At 65.1% G+C, this 16,083-nt stretch carries 13 protein-coding genes; 4 read left to right on the top strand and 9 right to left on the bottom strand.

All coding sequences use genetic code 11. The annotated features are described in order from the left end of the window. Positions 1 to 339: 339 nt before the first annotated feature. From IVB31_RS21070 to IVB31_RS21045, 6 genes are all read right to left on the bottom strand, one after another. Positions 340 to 1,572: a Zn-dependent hydrolase gene (locus tag IVB31_RS21070; RefSeq protein WP_247326485.1), complete on the bottom strand. Its 1,233-nt coding sequence runs from the start codon at positions 1,570 to 1,572 to the stop codon at positions 340 to 342. Then, positions 1,565 to 2,350, bottom strand: a complete 786-nt coding sequence (locus IVB31_RS21065; RefSeq protein WP_247326483.1) for an ABC transporter ATP-binding protein — start codon at positions 2,348 to 2,350, stop codon at positions 1,565 to 1,567. The genes IVB31_RS21070 and IVB31_RS21065 overlap by 8 nt, the downstream gene beginning before the upstream one ends. After that, positions 2,347 to 3,120, bottom strand: coding sequence for an ABC transporter permease (locus IVB31_RS21060; protein WP_247326493.1), 774 nt, complete (start codon positions 3,118 to 3,120; stop codon positions 2,347 to 2,349). The genes IVB31_RS21065 and IVB31_RS21060 overlap by 4 nt, the downstream gene beginning before the upstream one ends. Before the next feature lie 72 nt (positions 3,121 to 3,192). Beyond that, the gene (locus IVB31_RS21055) at positions 3,193 to 4,137 is read right to left on the bottom strand and encodes an ABC transporter substrate-binding protein (RefSeq protein ID WP_247326480.1); all 945 of its coding nucleotides are present in this window, start codon (positions 4,135 to 4,137) and stop codon (positions 3,193 to 3,195) included. Between the two features lie 106 nt (positions 4,138 to 4,243). Then, positions 4,244 to 4,972, bottom strand: a complete 729-nt coding sequence (gene hutC / locus IVB31_RS21050) for a histidine utilization repressor (protein ID WP_247326478.1) — start codon at positions 4,970 to 4,972, stop codon at positions 4,244 to 4,246. Continuing rightward, complete coding sequence (locus IVB31_RS21045; RefSeq protein ID WP_247326465.1) at positions 4,969 to 6,327, bottom strand: formimidoylglutamate deiminase; 1,359 nt, start codon at positions 6,325 to 6,327, stop codon at positions 4,969 to 4,971. The genes hutC and IVB31_RS21045 overlap by 4 nt, the downstream gene beginning before the upstream one ends. 99 nt (positions 6,328 to 6,426) lie before the next feature. On the opposite strand from IVB31_RS21045, the gene hutI reads away from it, so the two are divergent. From hutI to hutU, 3 genes are read left to right on the top strand one after another with little or no spacing between them, the layout of a single operon-like run. Next, positions 6,427 to 7,641, top strand: coding sequence for an imidazolonepropionase (gene hutI, locus IVB31_RS21040; protein WP_247326462.1), 1,215 nt, complete (start codon positions 6,427 to 6,429; stop codon positions 7,639 to 7,641). Beyond that, on the top strand, positions 7,638 to 9,197 hold the full coding sequence (gene hutH, locus IVB31_RS21035; protein WP_247326459.1) for a histidine ammonia-lyase: 1,560 nt from the start codon (positions 7,638 to 7,640) through the stop codon (positions 9,195 to 9,197). Before hutI ends, hutH begins: the two co-directional genes overlap by 4 nt. A gap of 10 nt (positions 9,198 to 9,207) precedes the next feature. Then, positions 9,208 to 10,875 (top strand): urocanate hydratase, encoded by a 1,668-nt coding sequence (gene hutU / locus IVB31_RS21030; RefSeq protein ID WP_247326450.1) that lies wholly within the window; start codon positions 9,208 to 9,210, stop codon positions 10,873 to 10,875. Between the two features lie 7 nt (positions 10,876 to 10,882). Here the strand turns inward: hutU and IVB31_RS21025 are convergent, their stop codons facing one another. Further along, positions 10,883 to 12,901 (bottom strand): EAL domain-containing protein, encoded by a 2,019-nt coding sequence (locus IVB31_RS21025; protein WP_247326448.1) that lies wholly within the window; start codon positions 12,899 to 12,901, stop codon positions 10,883 to 10,885. 322 nt (positions 12,902 to 13,223) lie between these two features. Beyond that, a complete protein-coding gene (gene blaBJP / locus IVB31_RS21020) occupies positions 13,224 to 14,108 on the bottom strand; it encodes a BJP family subclass B3 metallo-beta-lactamase (RefSeq protein ID WP_247326445.1) in 885 nt (294 codons plus the stop codon). Positions 14,109 to 14,441: 333 nt separating this feature from the next. Between blaBJP and IVB31_RS21015 the strand changes: the two genes are divergently transcribed. Next, positions 14,442 to 15,758 (top strand): alpha/beta hydrolase-fold protein, encoded by a 1,317-nt coding sequence (locus IVB31_RS21015; RefSeq protein ID WP_247326437.1) that lies wholly within the window; start codon positions 14,442 to 14,444, stop codon positions 15,756 to 15,758. 15 nt (positions 15,759 to 15,773) lie between these two features. On the opposite strand, the gene IVB31_RS21010 is transcribed toward IVB31_RS21015, so the two are convergent. Next, a complete protein-coding gene (locus IVB31_RS21010) occupies positions 15,774 to 16,046 on the bottom strand; it encodes a Plug domain-containing protein (RefSeq protein ID WP_247326434.1) in 273 nt (90 codons plus the stop codon). Positions 16,047 to 16,083 lie beyond the last annotated feature (37 nt).

The following is a 16,083-nucleotide window of genomic DNA, read 5'->3' as shown; positions in this document are numbered from 1 at the left end:
GCTTTTCGCGCAGCGGACCGCGGGTGCGAGGTCAGCACCCGGCCTTCCCTGCGCCCTCTTGGATCAGAGGGTGGCAAGAGAGTTAGATGAATCAAAGCTCGGGCGAAATGCGCCGCGAGGCTGCGAAGGCGTGTCTGCGAGGCCGTAGGATGGGTAGAGCCCTTGCGAAACCCATCATGCTTCGGCGCGGAGACATCGCGATGGGTTTCGCTTTCGCTCTACCCATCCTACGAATCATTGCGAGGGCAGTGAAGCAATCCAGAGTCTTCCCGCGGAGGGATTCCGGATTGCTTCATGCGACCTCGTCCAGGAGTCCAGGTTCGGCGGCGGCACGTCGTTCTAGCCACCAAGGATCCGCCGGCAGGCATCGACGAACACTTGCGCGCCGGTGACGATATCGGAATCTGCGGTGTTCTCGGTCCAGTGATGGCTGATACCGCCGATCGACGGTACGAACAGCATGCCCGCGGGCATGACGGTCGCAAGCAGCTGCGCGTCGTGGCCGGCGCCACTGGGCATGCGGATGGACCGTCCGTCGGCCAGGGCCTTGCTAGCGGCTTCGATCGCGTCCTGGAAGCCGGCGTTCATCATGGCGGGGGCACCGGTGCGCAGCTTCTCCACGGTCGCGGTGCAGGGACCCTTGGCGCTGACTTCGTCCGCCATGCTCCGCAGCAGCTGCTCAAGCCGGGCGATGACGGCGGGATCATCGTCGCGGATCTGGAACAGCATCTCCGCGCCGCCCGGAATGATGCTCGGCGCACCGGGATCGAGGGTGATGCGGCCGGTGGTCCAGACCGTGCGTGGGCCGCAGGCGCCGGGAAAACGCTCGTCGATCGCTACGCAGAATTTGGCCAGCGCCAGCCCGGCATCCTTTCGCGCCGCCATGCGCGTGGTCCCGGCGTGGTTCTGCTCGCCGACAAAATTGATCTGGTATTGCCAGATGCCGACGATGGAGGTCACGACGCCGACCGCAAGACGACCGCTTTCGAGCGTGTCGCCCTGCTCGATATGCGCTTCCAGATATCCGACTTGCCGGCCCGGCTCGGCGGTGATGCGCGGCCGTCCCGCGAGCCCCATGTCGGCGAGCGCGTCCCGCATGGTGCGGCCGCTGGTGCGGTCGCGGGCAACGTCGATGTCGGCTTCGGTCAATTGCCCGACATAGGAGCGCGAGCCCAGGAAATGGCCAAAATGTCCTTCCTCGTCGCACCAGGCGGCGACCTCGACCGCGCCCTTGAGCGAGGGATCGGCATTGAGCACGCGGGCTGCTTCGAGCGCATAGACGACGCCGAGCGGGCCATCCAGCCAGCCGGCGTAGTTCTGGCTCTCCAGATGCGAGCCGGCCAGCAGCTTCGGTCCGGGCTTCGTGCTCGTGCCGAAGACGTTGCCGATGCCGTCGATCGCGGCGGAGAGGCCCGCGTCGGGCAGCTTCCGCACCAGCCAATCCAGCGAAAGCTTGTGCGGTTCGGAGAAAGTCGGCTTGTGCACCCCGGTCTTGTAGGCGCCGATGGCGCGGAGCGCATTGAGGTCAGCAAGAACCCGCTCGCCGTTTGCGCGCGAAAAAGTGTCAGGCATGCTCAGTAACCTTCAGCGCCTCGGTGCGGATCTCCTCGACCAGCCGTTCCTTCAGCTGGACGAATTCAGGCGTGGTCTTGATCTTGTAGGAGCGCGGATGCGGCAGGTCCACGTTGATCTCGGCCTTGATCCGGCCGGGACGCGCGCTCATGACGATGACGCGGCTGCCGAGGAAGATGGCCTCCTCGATGTCGTGGGTCACGAACAGCACGGTCTTCTGGTCGCGCTCCCAGATCCCGAGCAGCATCTCCTGCATCAGCGCACGGGTCTGGTTGTCGAGCGCGCCGAAGGGCTCGTCGAGCAAAAGAATCTTGGGATCGTTGGCGAGCGCGCGGGCGATCGCGGTGCGCTGCTGCATGCCGCCGGAGAGCTGCTTCGGCCAATGGTTCTCGAAACCGGAGAGACCAACCTGACGGATGAAGGCGTCGGCGATCCTGTGGCGCTCCGCCTCGGGCACACCGCGCTCGCGCAGGCCGAAGGCAATGTTCTCGCGCACCGTCAGCCAGGGAAACAGCGTGTAGGACTGGAACACCATGCCGCGATCGGCGCCCGGGCCGGTCACCTCGCGTCCATCGAGCACCACATTTCCGCCGGTCGGACGGTCGAGGCCGGCGACGATGCGCAGCAGCGTGGACTTGCCGCAGCCGGAGGGGCCGAGGATGGTGACGAAATCGTTGTTGCCGATGGTGAGATCGGTCGGCTCCAGCGCCCGGGTCGGCGCGTTGCCGTGGCGCGCAGGAAAGGTGCGCGAGACCTGCTCGATCTTCAGCGTGGTCATGCGAGCCTCCACGGAAACAGCCAGGCGTTGAACGCCTTGAACAGGAAGTCCGAGAGGAGGCCGATCAGTCCGATGACGATGATGCCGAAGATGATCTGGCCGGTGTTGAGCAGCGCCTGGCTGTCGGTGATCATGTGGCCGATGCCCGAGGACGAGCCGATCAGCTCGGCGACGATGACATAGGTCCAGGCCCAGCCCAGCACCAGTCGCAGGATTTCCGCAATCTCTGGCGCGGAGGAGGGCAGCAGCACGCGGCGAATGATGCCGCGGTCACTGGCGCCCAGCGTATAGGCCGCTTCGACGAGGTCGCGCCGCGTCGTGCCGACGGTCACCGCGATCATCAGGATGATCTGGAACACCGAGCCGATGAAGATGACGAGCAGCTTCTGTAGTTCGCCGATGCCGGCCCACAGAATCAGGAGCGGGATGAACGCGGACGCAGGCAGATAGCGCGCAAAGGAGACGAAGGGCTCGAGGAACGCTTCGACCGGTTTGTAGGCGCCCATCAATACGCCGAGCGGCACCGCGATGAGCGCGGCGAGCACAAAGCCGCCGACGACGCGCCAGATCGTCATGCCGATATCGTACGCAAAGCCTTGCTTGGCCAAGAGGTCATAACCTTCTTGCACCATGGTCAGCGGGTTGGCGAGAAAGGTCTTCGACACATGGCCGCCGAGCGTCGCCCACGACCAGAGGGCAACGAACAGGACGAAGAACGCAAGGCCGTACGCCACGCGCTGCCTCGATGTCACGGGATCCAGGGGACGCATCAACGATCTATCCGGGCGATGAAAAGATATGCCGGCCCCGCCGCAAGACGGGACCGGCAGCGCGAGAAGAAGTTACTTGATGTAGCTCGCGTCGAAGAGGTCTTCGACCTTCGGCGCGGCCTTGATGATACCGATCTCGAGCAGGAGGTCGGCGGCCTCCTTGTTGAAGGTCAGGAAGTCGCCGGCGAAGAATTTCTGATTCGCGGCCCTGTCCTGCCAGCGCAGATATTTTGCCGAGTTGCCGAACTGCTCGCCGGTCTGCTTCACGTCGGCGCCCATGATCTCGTAGGCCTTGGCCTGGTCCTTGGTGATCATGTCGAGCGCTTCGAAATAGCTGTCGGCAAGCGCCTTGGCGGCCTTGGGATTCTCAGCCAGGAATTTTGGTGTGCAGCCAAAGGTGTCCATGACCATGGGGTAGTCGAGCGTGGTCGCGATGATCTTGCCCTTGTCGGGTGCGGCACGAACCGTCGACAGATACGGCTCATAGGTCATCGCGGCATCGTTCTGGCCGGAGACGAAGGCTTGCGCGGCGGCGGCCGGCTCGAGGTTGACGACGGTGACGTCTTTCACCGTGAGGCCGTTCTTCTTGAGCATCCAGGCCAGCGCGAAATAGGGCGAGGTGCCGGGCGCGGACGCCGCGACCGTCTTGCCCTTCAGATCCTTGATCGTGGCGAGATCGTTGCGCACGGCCATGCCGTCGGCACCAAAGCTCTTGTCGAGCTGGAAGATTTGCTTGGTCGCGACGCCGTTGGCGTTCCAGGAGATCCAGGTCTCGACGGTCGTCGCCGCGCACTGGACGTCGCCGGAGGCGATCGCGAGATGGCGGTCCTTCTGCGGGATCTTCTTGATCGAGACGTCGAGGCCGTTCTTCTTGAAGATGCCGGCCTCCTTCGCCAGCGTCAGCGGCGCGAAGCCGGTCCATCCGGAGATGCCGATGCCGACCTTGACGTCGTCGGCGAGCACCGGAGTGGAGGCCGCAAGTGCAATGATTGTCGCAAATACCCTTGAACTACGCATGATTGTCGTCCTCTTGCCGATCGATGGATTGACGTCCTGTTGATCATTGTCGGCCCTTGCGGACCGTTGCCCGAAGCGTTGCACGATTTGTGCCGACATCGTCCTCTCAGCCTCCCTTGAATCGCGCGACAAGGCGGTGTGAGTCTCCGGGATAGAGCAGGCGCACGGCGGTGATCGTGCGCGCGCTGCGCCAGGTATAGCGGTCGATTACGAGACACGGCGCGCCGACGGCGATGTCGAGCGCTTCCGCCGCGCGATCATCCGCAACGATGGCGCTGATCGTATGCTCGGCCTCTGTCCACGGAACATGATGCAGCAGCCACGAGCCGGGCGGCTCGCGCGAGAAATCCGCGGCGGCTGCATCCGGCACGGATGACAGATCGATCAGCCTGTCCTCGATGGCGAAGGGCACGTTGTCGGCGCTGTGGCGGCAGGTGATCGCAACGACCTTGCCGGCCTTCTTGACGCCGAGGCGGTCGCGATCGGCAGCGGTTGCGGCGCGAAGCTTGCGGCCGGTCAGCTCGTAGCCGTAAGCGCGGCCGAGCGCCGTGATCTCGGCGCGCATGTCGGCGATCTTGAGCACGGCAGACTGATGTTGCGGCCGGCGGACGAAGGAGCCGGCCCGTCGCCGCCGCTCGATCAGGTCGGCCTGGGCGAGCTCCGACAACGCCTTGTTCACGGTCATGCGCGAGCAGCCGTAACGCGCCACCAGTTCGTGCTCGAACGGGATGCGATGCCCGGGCGGCCACTCGCCGGTCAGAATGCGCTTTTCGATGTCGGCGCGGATCCGCTTATAGAGCGTCGGCTGGTCTGCGGCATCGGTGGCGAGGCTCATGCAACGAGCCTCCGCACCGCTGCGTTGAAGCGCTCGCGCGCGGCCTGGCGTAGTCTGTGCCGGCCGTTTTCGACGACTTTGTTGCCGCCGGTCCAGACGCAATCGATCGCGCCGCTGCCGGCCGCAAAGATCCAGCCGTCGATGGCGGCATCGCGCGCGCGCCCTGCCAGCGAAGGATGCGTGGTGGCGAGCGTGACGATGTCGGCGCGCGCGCCCGGCGCAAGACCAACCGTCGATTGTGCCAGCGCCTGCGCGCCGCCCGCGAGCGCATGATCGAACAGCGTGCGTCCCGTCGAGCGGCCTGCGCCAGCGGAGAGCACGTTGCGCTCACGATGCCTGAGTCGCTGGCCGTATTCGAGCTGGCGCAGCTCATCGGCGACGCCGACCAGCACATTGGAATCGGTCCCGACGCCAAAGGCGCCGCCGGCGCCGACGAACTCCCGAGCCGGGAAAATGCCGTCGCCGAGGCTCGCCTCGGTGATGGGGCAGAGGCCGGCGACCGCGCTAGTCCTGGCGAATGCGTGGACTTCCTCATCCGTCGTATGGGTGGCGTGGATCAGGCACCAGCGTTGATCGACGGGGGCTTGCTCCAGCAGCCATTGCACCGGACGTCGTCCGGACCAGGCCAGGCAATCCTCGACTTCTTTCACCTGCTCGGCGGCATGGATATGCACCGGCCCGCCTTCGGCGAGCGGAACGATCGCCGCGAGCTCGTCCGGTGCCACCGCGCGCAGACTGTGCGGTGCGATGCCGATATTGGCGCCCGGCAATTGCGCGATCGCCTTGCGCGAGGCGCTCATCAGCGTGGCGAACTGATCGACCGAGCAGATGAAGCGGCGCTGGCCGGCGTGCGGCGCTACGCCGCCGAAGCCACCATGCGCATAAAAGCTCGGCAGCAGCGTAAGCCCGATGCCGGAAGCCTCGGCAGCCTGTGCAATATGCCCGGCCATTTCGCCGGAGTCGGCGTAATGCGAGCCGTCGCGATCATGATGCAGATAATGGAATTCGCCGACGCGGGTAAAACCCTGTTCGAGCATCTCGACATAGAGCAGCGTCGCGACGGCGGCGACGTCGTCAGGCGTCATCGCCAGCGCGAAGCGGTACATCGTCTCGCGCCAGGTCCAGAAGGTGTCGGTGCTGTCGCCGCGCTGCTCGGCAAGTCCCGCCATGCCGCGCTGGAAGGCGTGGCTGTGCAGGCTCGCAAGTCCGGGAAGCGCGATTTCGTGGCGTTCGTCGCCAGCGGTCGGCGCCACGCCCGGCGTCACCCCGGCGATCACGCCGACGGTGATCACCACCTGCACGTCATTGGCCCAGCCCGAGGGCAAGAGCGCGGAGGCGAAATGCAGTCGGGTCATGATTACACGCCGGCTGGACAGAACCGTCCCACGATTATATGTCTAGACATATAAGTCAAGCATCCCAAGCCGAAGAGACATCCCCGAAGGGACAGTTGCATGGCAGAGCGCTTCGACCGGATCTGGCACAACGCCCGGCTCGCCACGATGCGGGCCGATCGTCCCGATCTCGGCGAGATCGAGCACGGCGTGATCGCCGCGCGCGACGGCCGTATTGTCTATGCAGGTGCGCAGGCCGATTTTCCGGTGGATGCCGATGCAGCCGACCGGATCGGTTGCGAAGGGCGCTGGATTACGCCCGGCCTCGTCGACTGCCACACCCATCTGGTCTATGGCGGCAACCGCGCGCACGAATTCGAGCTGCGCCTGAAGGGGGCAAGCTACGAGGAGATCGCGCGCGCCGGCGGCGGCATCGTCTCGACGGTGGCTGCGACTCGCAAGGCAAGCGAGGCCGAGCTTGTCGCGAGCGCGCTCCCGCGACTCGATGCGCTGATTGGCGAGGGCGCCACCACGGTCGAGATCAAATCCGGCTACGGCCTGGACACCGAGACCGAGATGCGGCAGCTGACCGCCGCGCGAAGCCTCGGCCATCAGCGGCCGGTTGCGGTCCGCACGTCCTTCCTCGGCGCGCATGCGCTTCCACCAGAGGCCGATGGCGACAAGGATCGCTACATCAATCACGTCTGCAGGGAGATGTTGCCGGCGGTCGCAAAAGCGGGCCTCGCCGATGCCGTCGATGCCTTCATGGAGGGGATCGCGTTCTCGGCTGAGCAGACTGCGCTTGTGTTCGAGACGGCGAGCGAGCTTGGACTGCCGGTCAAGTTGCATGCCGACCAACTCTCGAACCTCGACGGCGCCGCGCTTGCCGCAAAATTCTCCGCGCTGTCGGCCGATCACCTCGAGCACACCGACGAAGCGGGTGCGGCTGCGATGGCGAAGGCCGGCACGGTAGCCGTGCTGCTGCCCGGCGCCTTCTACTTCATCCGCGAGACGCAAAAACCGCCGGTCGAGGCATTCCGCAAGCACGGCGTTCCCATGGCGCTCGCGACCGACTGCAATCCCGGCAGCTCGCCGCTGACCTCGCTCCTGCTCGCGATGAACATGGGAGCGACGCTATTCCGGATGACAGTCGCCGAATGCCTCACTGGTGTGACCCGTGAAGGTGCGCGGGCGCTCGGCGTGATCCATGAGACCGGCACGTTAGAGGCCGGCAAATGGTGCGACCTCGCGATCTGGGACATCGAGCGTCCCGCCGAGCTCGTCTACCGCATCGGCTTCAATCCGTTGCACCGCCGGGTGTGGAGGGGACAGTGATCGAGCAGGGCGAGCCGATCGTCGTCAAGCCAGGAACGGTCAGCCTCGATGATCTCGCGCGCGTGCTCGCAGGGCAATCCGTCGAGCTCGAGCCGTCGTTCTGGCCGCGTGTCGAGGCGGCTGCGGAGATCGTCGCGAAGGCGGCACGGGCTGACGCTCCCGTCTACGGCATCAATACCGGTTTCGGCAAGCTGGCGTCGAAGCGCATTCCGCCAGACCAGACCGAACTGCTTCAGCGCAATCTCATCGTCTCGCATTGCTGCGGCGTCGGCCTGGCGACGCCCGAGCCGATCGTCCGCCTGATGATCGCGCTGAAGATCATCTCGCTCGGGCGCGGCGCTTCCGGCGTGCGCCGCGAGGTGATCGCGCAGTTACAGGAGATGCTGGCCCGAAATGTCTATCCGCTGGTGCCGCAGCAGGGCTCGGTGGGCGCCTCCGGCGATCTTGCACCGCTCGCGCATATGACCGCGGTGATGATCGGCGAAGGACAGGCGATCGTTGGCGGCAAGACCGTGTCCGGCAGCGAGGCGCTCGCTGCGGCCGGCCTTGCGCCGCTGACGCTCGGCCCCAAGGAGGGGCTCGCGCTGATCAACGGCACGCAGTTCTCGACAGCCTACGCCGTCTCCGGCGTGCTGCGTGCCTTCGGCTTGGCTCGCGCCGCGCTCGTGACCGGCGCGCTGTCAGTCGATGCGGCGATGGCCTCGACGGCGCCGTTCCGTCCCGAAATACAGGCGCTGCGCGGCCATTCCGGGCAGATCGCGGCGGCGGCGACCTTGATGGCCCTACTCGACGGCAGCGACATCCGCCTGTCGCATCTCGAAGGCGACGAACGCGTGCAGGATCCCTATTGCCTGCGCTGCCAGCCGCAGGTCGTGGGCGCTGCGCTCGACCTGATCGTGCAGGCGGCGCGGACGCTGATCGTCGAGGCGAATGCCGTCACCGACAATCCGCTCGTGCTGGTCGAGACCGGCGAGATCGTCTCCGGCGGCAATTTCCACGCCGAACCGGTGGCCTTTGCCGCCGACGCCATCGCGCTCGCGCTGTCGGAGATCGGCGCGATCAGCGAGCGGCGCATCGCGACGCTGGTCGATCCCGCGCTCAATTTCGGCCTGCCGCCGTTCCTGACGCCAGATCCCGGCATCAATTCCGGCTTCATGATTGCCGAGGTGACGGCGGCCGCGCTCTATGCCGAAAACAAGCAGCGCGCGGCCGCCTGCTCGATCGACTCGACGCCGACCAGTGCCAACCAGGAAGACCACGTCTCGATGGCCGCGCATGCTGCGCGACGCCTGTCGGACATGGCCGACAATCTCGCCGCCATTTTGGGCATCGAGCTTCTGGTCGCCGCCCAAGGCATCACGCTGCGCGCACCGCATGCGACCAGCGCGCCGCTCGTGGCTGTCATCGCCGCACTGCGCGAGCAGGTGCCGGCGCTCGGCGCCGACCGCTACATGGCCGGCGATCTCGCCAAGGCTGCGGCCCTGGTCGAAGCCGACGCGCTGCCGGCCGCGGCGCTCTCGACGCTGTCAACCGATCCGTTTCCGACACTTGCTTGAGGTGCTCTGCATGAACCGCCGATTGGACAACGACCGCACCATCCGCGCCCCCCGCGGCAGCGACATCAGCGCCAAGAGCTGGCTGACGGAAGCGCCCTTGCGCATGCTCATGAACAATCTCGATCCCGACGTCGCGGAACGCCCCAGCGAGCTCGTCGTCTATGGCGGCATCGGCCGCGCCGCGCGCGACTGGGAGAGCTTTGACCGGATCATTGCGGCCTTGCGCAAGCTCGAAGCCGACGAGACGCTGCTGGTCCAATCCGGCAAGCCGGTCGGCGTGTTCCGCACCCATGCCGACGCCCCGCGTGTCCTGATCGCGAACTCCAACATCGTGCCGCACTGGGCGACGCTCGATCATTTCAACGAGCTCGATCGCCTGGGGCTCATGATGTACGGCCAGATGACGGCCGGCTCCTGGATCTATATCGGCAGCCAGGGCATCGTGCAGGGCACTTACGAAACCTTCGTCGAGGTCGGCCGCCGCCACTATGGTGGCACCCTCGCCGGCAAATGGATCCTGACCGCAGGCCTCGGCGGCATGGGCGGCGCGCAGCCGCTGGCCGCCACCATGGCCGGCGCCTCGATGCTCGCAGTCGAATGCCAGCCAAGCCGCATCGAGATGCGGCTACGCACCGGCTATCTCGACCGGCAGGCCGCGACGCTCGACGAGGCGCTTGCGATCATGGCAGAGGCCGCAAAGACGAAGAAGGCGGTCTCGGTCGGCCTGCTCGGCAATGCCGCGGAGATTTTCCCGGAACTGGTCCGCCGTGGCGTCAGGCCCGACATCGTCACCGACCAGACCAGCGCGCACGATCCGATCAACGGCTATTTGCCGAAGGGCTGGACGCTCAACGAGTGGGAGGCGAAGCGCGCGTCCGATCCAAAGGCGGTGGAGCTCGCCTCGAAAACCTCGATGGTCGAGCACGTCCAGGCCATGCTGGATTTCCATGCGCAGGGCATCCCGACCCTCGATTATGGCAACAACATCCGCCAGATGGCACAGGACATGGGCCTGAAGAATGCCTTCGATTTCCCCGGTTTCGTTCCGGCCTATATCCGTCCGTTATTCTGCCGCGGCGTCGGCCCGTTCCGCTGGGCTGCGCTGTCGGGCGACCCCGAAGATATCTTCAAGACCGATGCCAAAGTGAAGGAGCTGATGCCCGAAGACAAGCATCTGCACAATTGGCTCGACATGGCCAGAGAGCGCATCAAGTTCCAGGGCCTGCCGGCGCGGATCTGCTGGGTCGGCCTCGGCGATCGCGATCGCCTGGGCCTTGCCTTCAACGAGATGGTCACGCGCGGCGAATTGAAAGCACCCATCGTGATCGGCCGCGATCATCTCGATAGCGGCTCGGTGGCGAGCCCCAACCGCGAGACCGAGGCGATGAAGGACGGATCGGACGCGGTCTCCGACTGGCCGTTGCTCAATGCCCTGCTCAATTGCGCCAGCGGCGCGACCTGGGTCTCGCTGCACCATGGCGGCGGCGTCGGCATCGGCTATTCCCAGCATGCCGGCATGGTGATCGTCGCCGACGGCACGCCGGAAGCCGCAAAGCGGATCGCGCGCGTGCTTTGGAACGATCCTGCCAGCGGCGTCATGCGCCACGCCGACGCGGGCTACGACACCGCGATCGAATGCGCCCGTGACAAAGGGCTCGATCTGCCCAGCCTCGGCTAGGTGTGCCTCAGGCCACGATCTTCGCTGCGGGCGTCGCGGCACCGTCGAGGCGCAGTCGTTCCTTCACCAGATAATCGCCGATCGCGTCGCCCGGCATGGGCTTTGCGAAATAGTAGCCCTGGATAAAGTCGCATCCCAGCCGGCGCAATGTATCGAGCTGAGCGCGAGTCTCGACGCCCTCGGCGACGCAGGCGATCTCCATGTCGTCACAGAGGCCCGTGAGGGACTTGATGATCTTGTGGCTCACCGGATTGTCGTTGATGTCGGCGACGAAGCTGCGGTCGACCTTGATCTTGTCGAGCGGCAGCCGGTGCACGTGGCTCAGCGACGAATAGCCGGTGCCGAAATCGTCCAGCGAAATACCGCAGCCCATCGCTTTCAACGCCGCGATCGACTGCTGCGCGCGCACGAAATCGAATGTGACGGCGGTCTCGGTGATCTCGAAATCGATCCGGTGCGGCGCCAGCCCGCTCTTCTCGACGATGGTGATCAGCGGCAGGATGCCCTCGGGCGAGCAGACGTCGTGGGCGGACAGGTTGAACGACAGGCGGATGTGGTCGGGCCAGGACCTGGCCGTTGTGAGCGCGCGGACCAGCAACGCCTGCGTCAGCGGCCGGATCAGGCCGATGCGCTCGGCGGCCGGAATGAAATCGGCCGGGGAAACCAGGCCGAGGCGGGCGCTGTGCCAGCGCGCCAGCACCTCGAAGCCGGCGGTGTGCTCGCTCATGGCGTCCACGATCGGTTGGAACGCCAGGTCCATCTCGGTGTTGAAATCGGCGCTGCGCAACAAATTCTCGATGACGCCGCGGCTGCGGATCTCGGCCTCGAGCTCGCTCGAGAAGATCACGGTGCGTCCGCGCAGATGGCGCTTGGCGTGATAGAGCGAATAGTCGGCGCATTCATACAGCGCTTCCGCCGTCGTTGCCGATTGCGGGAACAGCGCGAAACCGGTCGAGCAGGACAGCCCGCTATGGGCGGTGTCGAGCTGGTAGGGCAGCTTGACCTGGTCGCCGATGCGTTCGCCAAGCCGCATCAGATCCGCGTCATCGGGGTCGCCGCATACGACGAGGCCGAACTCGTCGCCGCCGAGCCTGGCAAATTCCACCCGCTGCGGGCCAAAGCCCTCGCAGACCTCGCGGATGCGGCGGCCCGCTTCGATCAGAACGCGGTCGCCGACGGAGTGACCGTAATTGTCGTTGATCGGCTTGAAGCCGTCGAGGTCGATGATCCCGACGGCGACGCGAATGCTCCTGCGCTCGGCGTCAGCGAAGGCGCTCGAGAGCTCGGCGAAGAAGCGGCGGCGGTTCGGCAGCTCGGTGAGGGAATCCAGATTGGCGAGCCGGAAGTTCTCGTCCGAGAGCGCCTGGGTGGCCACCTGCTGCGCCAGCAGCGATTTGCGGCTGGCGACGAGATCGGCGAAGTCGCGATAATAGATGAACAGCACCGTCACCATCGCGCCCGACACGAGCAGATTGTTGACGGCGATCGCCTTCAGGGTCGGCTCGCCGGTGGCCCAGAAGAACAGCACATAGGGCACGTCGACGACCAGCGTCACGATCAGCGCCGCCGAGCGCAGATGCATCAGCGAGAAGATGCAGCCGATCACGGTCACCGCCATGTAGAAGGCGACCTGGCTCTTGGCGAAGGGATCGCCGTAAGGGTAGAGCGCGAAGGACCAGGCGGTGAAGCCCGCGCCGATCGGCAATGTCATCCAGTTGGTGGCGCGCAGATTGCGCAGGATGTCGGCATCGGTCCGCACGAGATGCCGTTGGTGCAGCCACCAGAATGTGCGAAGCGCGGCGAGCACGGTCAGCACGGACGGCACGATCAGCGTCAGCCAGTCCGGCGCCACGTTCACATAGGTATAGGCGACCGCGATCGAGTTGCTCATGAGGAGGAAGTAGAGCAGAGGGACCTGCTTGGAGAAGGCGTCGAACTGCGCGCGCGTCAGATCCGGATTGTCCGCCGGCACGCGAAACAGCCGCATTGCGGCGGCGAGATGAGACTTCAAATTGGTGACAGGCATTGCAATACGAGCCCTGAATCCCCTTCAAAACGCGGGCGATCTTGCACGGCGGGGGTAAAGGTCGCGTTAGGTGGGTTTTGCGCGGAAGGCCAGCGCAGGTTGCACGCTACCGCCGGATTTTCCGGCCGCGAGCATTGGTGAGGCCGCGTTAAGGATATGTGGTCACGGAGCGGGCGCTCCGGTCCGTACGATGCCGTTCGCGGCAACGGCCTGCTAACCATGCGTATCGGCACGGCGGCATTGCCGCGCGCCGAGGCGCGGGTCGGCGCGCGAGATCACCTCGCCTCGCCGAGGAGAGGTGACGGACAATGCCCGATGGCTGCTATTTCTTCTCCAGCGCTGCCGTCTGCTTGGCGAGTTGCTTGTCGAAATCGTCCGACAGGCCAGTTGCGTAGGTTGCGAGCTCGCCCGGCTTGACGAACGGGTTCGGCGCGCCGTCCTTCATCTCAGCCCGCTTGGCCTGCATGCCATAGACCTCGGGATGCGGCCCGAGCAACACGTCGATCTTCATCGCCTTCACTTTGGTGAAGGTCGCGCGGTAATCATCGACGATGCCGGCATAGGTCGGCTGGCCGACCAGCCGGTTCAGCGCCACCGTGCCGCTACAGAAGAACAACACCTCGCGGTCCTGGTTGCCGTCCTTGACGGTCATCTCCCAACTCGTGCAGCCTGGCGAGTGGCCGGGTGTTGCATGCGCAGTCAGCGTGGTGTCGCCGAGCGTGACCTTGTCGCCTTCCTTCACGGCGCGGTCGACCTCCACCGCGGGGAAGGCGAGGTCCTCGTTCTTCTCATCGCCCGGATAATAGCCGCCTTCGAGCAGCGGCTTGTCGCGTTCGCCGGCGATGAGCTGCGCGCCGGTCTCCTTCTTGATCTCGGCGAAGCCGCCGGTGTGATCAAGGTGGGCGTGCGAGTTGAGAATGATCTTGATGTCGGCGACCTTGAGACCGAGCTTCGCGATGTTGTCCTTGATCATGCCGGTCGACTGGGGCATCGCCGTGTCCATCAGGATCAGGCCCTGCGATGTCTTGATGACGTAGACGGCAATGCCGTCGGTGCCGACATAATAGATGTTGCCGATGAGCTGGAACGGGTCGAACGGTGCCGTCCACTTCTGCATGACCGTTGCCAGGAAGTCCTTGATGGTCTGCCCCTGCGCAGCCGGTGCGAACAGTGCCAGCGCGCACAGCGCGACCGCGAGCTTCTTCATAGTTGTCTCCCTGATTGTTCTTGCAGATTGTTCTTGCAGATTGTTCTTGCAGATTGTTCCTGCAGATTGCTTTTGCAGATTGTTCTTGTCGTTTTGATCTGGCGCGGCCTTCGCGCGGCGCGCCCGGCCGGCAAGCTACGTCGTGCGAGGTGCGGCAGCAACGGTCACGTGTCCGGAAAATTTCCTGGCATGCGCGGAATAACCATGCCTGTCCGGTTTGAGCATGGCGGCCATTGCTGTAATGCGGCCGGCTGGGGTTTGACCGCGCGCAGGCGGCTCGTCATACTTTGCGTCAAGACGAGCCAGAAAGACTCGTCGGCACCGGGAGCTAAAATGGCCAATTCATTCTCCGTCCTTGCGGGGACGCTGATTTCCCTCTTCTCCTTCACTTCGATCGCGGTCTCGCAGCCGGCCTGCATCACCCAGAACATGGCTGTGCCGCCTGGGGCCAACACCACCGACAAGGCGGGCCCGTTTTTCATCGATACGGCGGGTCTCGACTTCAAGACGGCGCCTCCGACGCGTGATCCCTCCAATCCCAATTATCCGCGCGCAACCGAACTGCCTGACGGAACGCTGCCGCCACCGGGTGCCGAGGGTAATTTCATCATCGGTCCCACCCACAATCCTGCGCCGGATACGATTGCGAAGGAGGGCGTGCCGCGCGGGACGACAAAATCCTTCACGCTGTCGTCGAAGGAGAGCACGATCTACAATCCCGGCTTGATCCGAGACGACGCCGCCGGCTGCACCAATTCCTCGATCATGACGACCGTCACGGCGCCGGACGACAAGTCGCATATGATCGTCACCACCAGCCACCCGGGTATCTGGTCGCGCACCATCGACGTCTACGTGCCGGCGCAATATGTGCGCGGCAGCGAGGCGCCATTCATCGTGGTCGGCGACGGCGGCTCCAACGCGTACAAGGATCTCGCCGTCACGCTGGACAATCTGATCGCGCAGCGCCGCGTGCCGCCGATGATCGCGATCCAGATCGGCAATGGCGGGCAGGACGCGCAGGGCAGCCAGCGCGGCCGCGAATACGACGCGGTGTCAGGTGCCTACGCGCAGTTCGTCGAGCGTGAAGTGCTACCGCTGGTCGAAAAGAACGCCGAGGTCAGGCTTACCAGAAATCCCGACGGGCGCGCGACCATGGGGCTGAGCTCGAGCGGGGCTGCGGCCTTCACCATGGCGTGGTTCTATCCCGATCTCTATCACCGCGTGCTGGCGTTCTCGCCGACCATGGTCAACCAGCAATGGCCGCATGATCCGTCGCTGCGCGGCGGCGCCTGGGAATACCACAGCGCATGGATGGGGCCGGCCGGTCCCAATCTCATCTCCAAGGCGGGCGTGCTCACGCCGGCCGAGCCGCCCGGCGTGCCACTTATCGTCGCTGCGCCGACCAAGCCGATCCGTTTCTGGTTCTTCGGCGGCGACCAGGACCTGTTCTATCCGAACCCCACCATTCCCGACGGCATGCACGACTGGACCCTGTCCAACGCGCTGATGGCCAAGGTACTGGCGGAGAAGGGCTACCACTATCAGTTTCTGTTCGTGCGCAACGCCAAGCACGTCGACCGTCCCACGATCGCGCAGACGCTGCCGTCGGCGCTGGAGTGGGTCTGGAAGGGCTATCCGATCCCCTGAGCGCCAAAGTGTGGCCTAGCGCCCGATCGTCACGCCGGCGGTCGAGCGCATGGCGTCCTTGAGGCTCGTCGCATTCTTGTCGTCGAGAACCTCTCGCGTCAGCACGGTGGTCTGGCCGGGCGTGTTGAGGATCGTCTCTCCGCGCGAAGAGGAGAGCCGGTCGCCCTTGTAGGGTGAGACCTGATCGGTAGCGGTCGCATGGCGGGGCCGCTTTCCGGCCTCAGCAAACGATGCCTGCCAGATACAGAGGGCGGTGATCACGACCAGTCGCAATGAATTTGCGGGCATGTGATCTCCTGTGTTCAGGACATCAGCCTAGCACATC

The sequence above is a fragment of the Bradyrhizobium sp. 21 genome, from assembly GCF_023073335.1.
In the GTDB taxonomy this organism is placed as follows: domain Bacteria; phylum Pseudomonadota; class Alphaproteobacteria; order Rhizobiales; family Xanthobacteraceae; genus Bradyrhizobium.
This window is presented reverse-complemented; position numbering and strand designations above follow the sequence as displayed.